The following is a 5,706-nucleotide window of genomic DNA, read 5'->3' on the forward strand; positions in this document are numbered from 1 at the left end:
AAGCAATCAATGGAATAATAATACCTGATAAGTAAGTTGAATGAGCCAATGCACTCATCGTTGTGATGGTCGTTGAAGCTTTTTCAACCGGATCTTTTTTTCGATTAGCAACTGCTTCGCCAAATAAAATAATCAAACCGACAGGGCTTAAAACAAATAAAAAATTCGAAATAAAAGAAACCAATGAAGCTGATTTTATCTCTTGTTTAGATAAAATTTTAAAGGGATTCAAACTCTGTTCTTTATTTAATTCTTTTGGAATTGCAATAGTTTTCAGTTGGTCCGTCAACATATTGATCCGATTCTCTTTATTTAACAAAGATAAAAGAGAGATGATCAGTGGTCCGATGGTGATACCTAAGAAAAAAGAAGTTGTGATATTGGTATCTTTTGGAACTACGCCCATTCCCCAATAAAGGTGACGCAAACTTTGGAATAATAATGCTAAGGGCACGATACTAAGCAGTGCTAAAGATTTGTGTTTTCCGATCACAGATAAAAAAACAGCACCAATCACAAATAATAATGAAGCATAAGGTTGAATGAGTGTAGCAAAAGGAGTTAGCAAATTAGCTAACAACAAAGAAATAGGTACAGAAACAACCGTACCGATCAAAGAACCGGCAGCCATTTTTTTTATTGTGATCGTAGATAAGCCTCGATTTTTTAAGTATAGAGCATGTTCAATCATCGGGCTGGATAAAACTCCACCCGGCAATCCCACAAGAGCAGTGGGCATGGCATTAGTTAAATTTAATGTTATGATAGCAGAAATAAAAAAGGTCAAAATAATAATCGGAGCTGTTCCTGCTAAAACGAGCGCCAACGAAACCGGTACAAGAACGGAAGTCTCATCTGTTCCAGGAATAAAACCGATAAAGGTATACAATACAACAGCCGATAGTGAAGCAACAACCATTTGAAACAATAAGAAGATATCCATTAGTCTGATTCTCCTTGTTCGCTAGTCTGTTGGCCATCCAGCACGACTATTCGTTTAGGTTTAATTAAGACTGCAGAAATAATAAATCCAATGACGGCACCTGCTAAACCATAAAAAAGTTGTTGGCTTTGATTGCCGCCGGGCGCTAGAAAAAAGGCTCCCATTGTCGAGATACTTGAAATAAGAATAGCCCCTACCAAACTATTCAATGCAACAACATCTCCCCAAATTTCAACCAGATCTTTTTTTTCTTTCATATCTAAACTCCTTTTTTATTTATGTAAGTCTTTTTAAACTAATAAGAGACCCTTAATTCATAAAAAAAGTTGAGACTACTCCTATTCCCAACAAAACCATATTACACTAAATTGAACAAAAAAGACTAGTTAAGTTTCTTTAAAGATGAAAAAGCTTAGTAAAGGTTTCATTCAAAGGCTATAAAAAGAAAGCATTATTTGGTACAATGATGCGGAAGTTGAAAGAACTTGGAGGTCCGCCGGATGAAAGAATCAGCAACGTATCATATTATTGAACGGAATGAATGGAAAGAGCTAAACAAAAACACAGTCGCACCGTTGTCTCATCAAGAGTTGGAAGAACTTACAGGCTTAAATGACCGGATTTCGATAAAAGATGTAGAAGAAGTATATGTACCAATCATTCAACTATTGGATGTGTATATACGTCAATATGAACAACTACAAGCACAAAAAAATAATTTTTTGGGTAAAAAAACAACAAGTAAGCCCTACATTATCGGGATAGCAGGAAGTGTGGCCGTAGGAAAAAGTACAACTGCACGCTTATTACAGACGATGCTTTCTCGTGTTTATAAAAACAAAACAGTAGATATGATCACAACCGATGGTTTTCTTTATCCTAATGCGGTATTGCAAAAAGAGCAGATTATGGACCGCAAAGGATTTCCGGAAAGTTATGATATGCCGCGTTTGATTTCTTTTTTAGGAGACGTAAAAAACGGCAAGGAAAATGTGACCTCACCGGTTTATTCTCATGAAATTTACGATATCGTTGAAGGAGAATTTCATGTATTGAACAAGCCGGATATTTTAATAGTAGAAGGGATCAATATTTTACAATTGCCTGCTAATGAACAAATTTATATCAGTGATTTTTTTGATTTTTCGATGTATGTAGACGCTGAACCAGCACAAATCGAAAAATGGTATTTAGAACGATTTGGAGTGCTGCTTGATACAGCTTTTACCGATCCTGATAACTATTATTATTCTTATGCACAAGGCAACCGGGAAGATGCCTTTGCCATGGCCCGCGAAGTTTGGAAAAAAGTCAATTTGCGCAACCTGATGGAATTTATTCTGCCAACGCGCAATCGAGCGGATTTGATCTTGCATAAGAGCGGAAATCATGTAATCGATCATTTATTGTTGCGAAAATATTAAAAAAAGACAGAAAAGCGTTTTCGTTGTGTTGACCTGTTTCATAAGAGCCGATACAATAAAGCTTAGTAGAAATGACAGATTAGTCTGCTTTGGAGTAGAAAAAATTAGATGGGGTGAACTGTATTCGTGAATTTGGTGTGTTTTCTGAATTAATTTCTCACAAAGTAACAGCTGAAGAGTTAAGCAAAATGAATGCAAAAGGAATTATTTTCTCAGGCGGACCAATGAGCGTTTATGACGAAGGAGCCTTTACCATCGATCAAAAGATTTTTGAATTAGGTATACCTATTTTAGGAATCTGTTATGGTATGCAGTTAATGACAACTGCATTAGGCGGAAAAGTAGCAGCCAGTTCAAATCGTGAATACGGAAAAGCCGGTATTGAAATCACCAATACGGCTGCACCTGTTTTTGATCAGCTGAAGACTGAAGAGACAGTTTGGATGAGCCATGGAGATTTAGTGACTCACGTACCAGAAGGGTTTGAAGTAACAGCAACCAGCCCTCATTGTCCAATTGCGTCAATGTTCGACCCAGTAAGAAACTTCCATGCTGTTCAATTCCATCCGGAAGTACGCCATACTGAACAAGGCAATGCTATGTTGAAAAACTTTGCATTTAATATTTGTGGATGTAAAGGAACTTGGAGCATCAGCAACTTTATCGACATCGAGATTGCAAAAATCCGTGAAACAGTAGGCGATAAAAAAGTCTTACTAGCCTTATCCGGCGGAGTCGACTCAAGTGTTGTAGGTGTCTTGTTGCAAAAAGCGATCGGCGACCAATTAACGTGTATCTTTGTTGATCATGGTTTGTTGCGTAAAGATGAAGGCGACCAAGTAATGGATAGTTTAGAAGGTAAATTCGGCTTGAATGTTATCCGTGTGGATGCGAAAAAACGCTTTATGGATAAACTAGCTGGTGTCAGCGATCCTGAACAAAAACGTAAAATCATCGGAAATGAATTTATTTATGTTTTTGATGACGAAGCGACAAAATTAAAAGGCATTGAATTTTTGGCACAAGGAACGCTTTACACGGACGTGATCGAAAGTGGAACCGATACGGCTCAAACGATCAAATCACACCACAACGTGGGCGGACTGCCTAAAGACATGCAATTTAAATTGATCGAACCGTTAAACACGCTGTTTAAAGATGAAGTTCGTGAATTAGGAATCGAATTGGGCATGCCAGAAAGCTTAGTTTGGCGTCAACCTTTCCCAGGTCCTGGATTAGGTATCCGTGTTCTTGGTGAACTGACAGAAGAAAAATTGGAAATCGTGCGTGAAAGTGATGCTATTTTACGTGAAGAGATTGCAGCAGCAGGTCTTGACCGTGACATTTGGCAATACTTTACCGTTCTTCCAGGAATCCGCAGTGTCGGAGTTATGGGAGACGGCCGGACATATGACTACACAGTCGGTATTCGTGCTGTAACGTCGATTGACGGCATGACAAGTGACTTTGCACGTATTCCATGGGATGTCTTGCAAAAAATCTCTGTGCGGATTGTAAATGAAGTAGCACACGTTAACCGTATTGTGTATGACATTACGAGCAAGCCTCCAGCGACTATCGAGTGGGAATAGAAAAAAAGCCTTAGAAACCTTTAATTAAAAGGTTTTTAAGGCTTTCATTTTGTGTCCTTATCAATTTGATACCTGTTACCTAGTGTTGTATACTAATTATAAATAAGCTAATAAGGAGGATGGAAATGAAATCGATTTCTGATTATTTAGGTATTGACGCAATAACTATTGAAAAAACAGGTGCTTTTAATGCAATACTAGGTGTTGATAGCAAACTTTTTGTTGATCCACCTCTTATTTATAATTCGACAATTAAGGAATTTTCTGATGCTAAAAATAAGATTCATAAACGATTCAAAGATATAATGATTTTGGTTAGAGCATCTAGACAGGAAAAAGATAAGTGTTGGAACAGTGCCGTCAAGTTAATGACAATACCTGAAACTAAAGGAATATCAATTGGTTATTCTACTACAAGAGGTAATGGAAATGGGATTGGAAGGGATCTTGCAGAGACTATCATACGTGATGCTCATCAAATAAGTGAGTATGCAAAAAAAGATAGTTATTTTTTTGAGTTATTAGGCTTGTTTGAAAAAAATATAGGTTCAGACAGGATTAGTGATTTAGTTATAAATATTTTAGAAAACGAATTCATTTCTTATACTAAACGTATATTTGAAGAATTAGGAAAAAATTATGAAGAAGATTCCATTCTTCCTACTGGCGAAAATATGATACTTATTCCAAAAGTATTTTTATCTAATTTACCACATGCAGATTTTACTTTCAAAAATGAAATTACAGATGAAAGTGTTAGAGCGCATTTTAATGCTGGTATTAGTGCTTCCTGGAAGGATGCATTTGATAAAGAAAATGAAAATTTCTCAAAAAAAGATGTTTTAACGACGTTTTTAACGTTTCCGGATATTTTCGACTCATTTATAGATGATTATTTATCAGCACAAGTACATTCTTACAATTTTAAAAAAGATCCTGATGGTGAAGTTATATGGTACGAAAAAACCAAACAAACTATCTATGATACTAAAGATGATTACATTTCTTTAGTTAATAAACTTAAAGACAGTAGAAAAAATATTCTTGAAAAATCTCTCATTATGTGTCAACTTTTTAAAGACCTAGTAGAAAATAATAAATTGAGTAATTTATTTTATAAGGAATCTTATATAGATCCTAAAAGAGAAGATGCTATTCAACTAGTTTTTTATGGAGTATGTTATTTTTTTAGTCAAGTACATGGCATTGATTTAACACCTGAAAGTAATACTGGAAGAGGTCCTGTTGACTTTAAGGTAAGTACTGGTAATGACAAAGTTCTTATTGAAATAAAAAAAACACTCCATTCTAAACTTCAACATGGTTATTTTGAGCAATTAGAAGAATACAAGATTTCCGAAAAAACTGATATGGCAATTTTTCTAATTATAATTCTAGAAGGTGATACTAGTGAAACAAACCTTAAAAAATTTAAAGATAGAGTTGCCAACACTTCCTCCTCAGAATTAAAATCTGAAATAGTATATGTTGATGCTAGAAAAAAAGACTCTGCAAGTAAATAAAAGAAAGTTATATAAGTCCCTAGAAATTGGTTATTCAAAAAAATGGCGCATTTGAACCTTTTGATTTATTAAAAAATTAACCAATTTTTTTCAACGGACGCAGCGAAAATAATATTGATAGGTGAATATGTTCATATTTTTATCCATCCAATAAGAAGAAGGAAGTTGATAAAATCTTTTTCTATTTATTTCGAGATAATGGTTTAAGAAATAAAAAAATTTAG

General features: G+C 35.1%; 5 protein-coding genes. 3 read left to right on the top strand and 2 right to left on the bottom strand.

What is annotated here, in order from left to right:
• A partial coding sequence (locus RT405_RS10180) for a tripartite tricarboxylate transporter permease (RefSeq protein ID WP_313469484.1) occupies window positions 1–943 on the bottom strand: 943 nt, incomplete at its 3' end.
• Entirely contained in the window at window positions 943–1,200 is a 258-nt protein-coding gene (locus RT405_RS10185; protein WP_313469486.1) for a hypothetical protein, read from the bottom strand. The genes RT405_RS10185 and RT405_RS10180, both read right to left, overlap by 1 nt.
• A 243-nt stretch (window positions 1,201–1,443) precedes the next feature.
• Between RT405_RS10185 and coaA the strand changes: the two genes are divergently transcribed.
• The 3 genes from coaA (at window position 1,444) to RT405_RS10200 (ending at window position 5,482) form a co-directional block, all read left to right on the top strand.
• The gene (gene coaA, locus RT405_RS10190; RefSeq protein ID WP_313469488.1) at window positions 1,444–2,367 is read left to right on the top strand and encodes a type I pantothenate kinase; all 924 of its coding nucleotides are present in this window, start codon (window positions 1,444–1,446) and stop codon (window positions 2,365–2,367) included.
• A 113-nt stretch (window positions 2,368–2,480) separates the two neighbouring features.
• Window positions 2,481–3,959 (top strand): glutamine-hydrolyzing GMP synthase, encoded by a 1,479-nt coding sequence (guaA, locus tag RT405_RS10195; RefSeq protein ID WP_313469490.1) that lies wholly within the window; start codon window positions 2,481–2,483, stop codon window positions 3,957–3,959.
• A 125-nt stretch (window positions 3,960–4,084) separates the two neighbouring features.
• Window positions 4,085–5,482 (top strand): hypothetical protein, encoded by a 1,398-nt coding sequence (locus RT405_RS10200; RefSeq protein WP_313469492.1) that lies wholly within the window; start codon window positions 4,085–4,087, stop codon window positions 5,480–5,482.
• Window positions 5,483–5,706: the final 224 nt, after the last annotated feature.

This window comes from Carnobacterium sp. (assembly GCF_032094055.1).
In the GTDB taxonomy this organism is placed as follows: domain Bacteria; phylum Bacillota; class Bacilli; order Lactobacillales; family Carnobacteriaceae; genus Carnobacterium_A.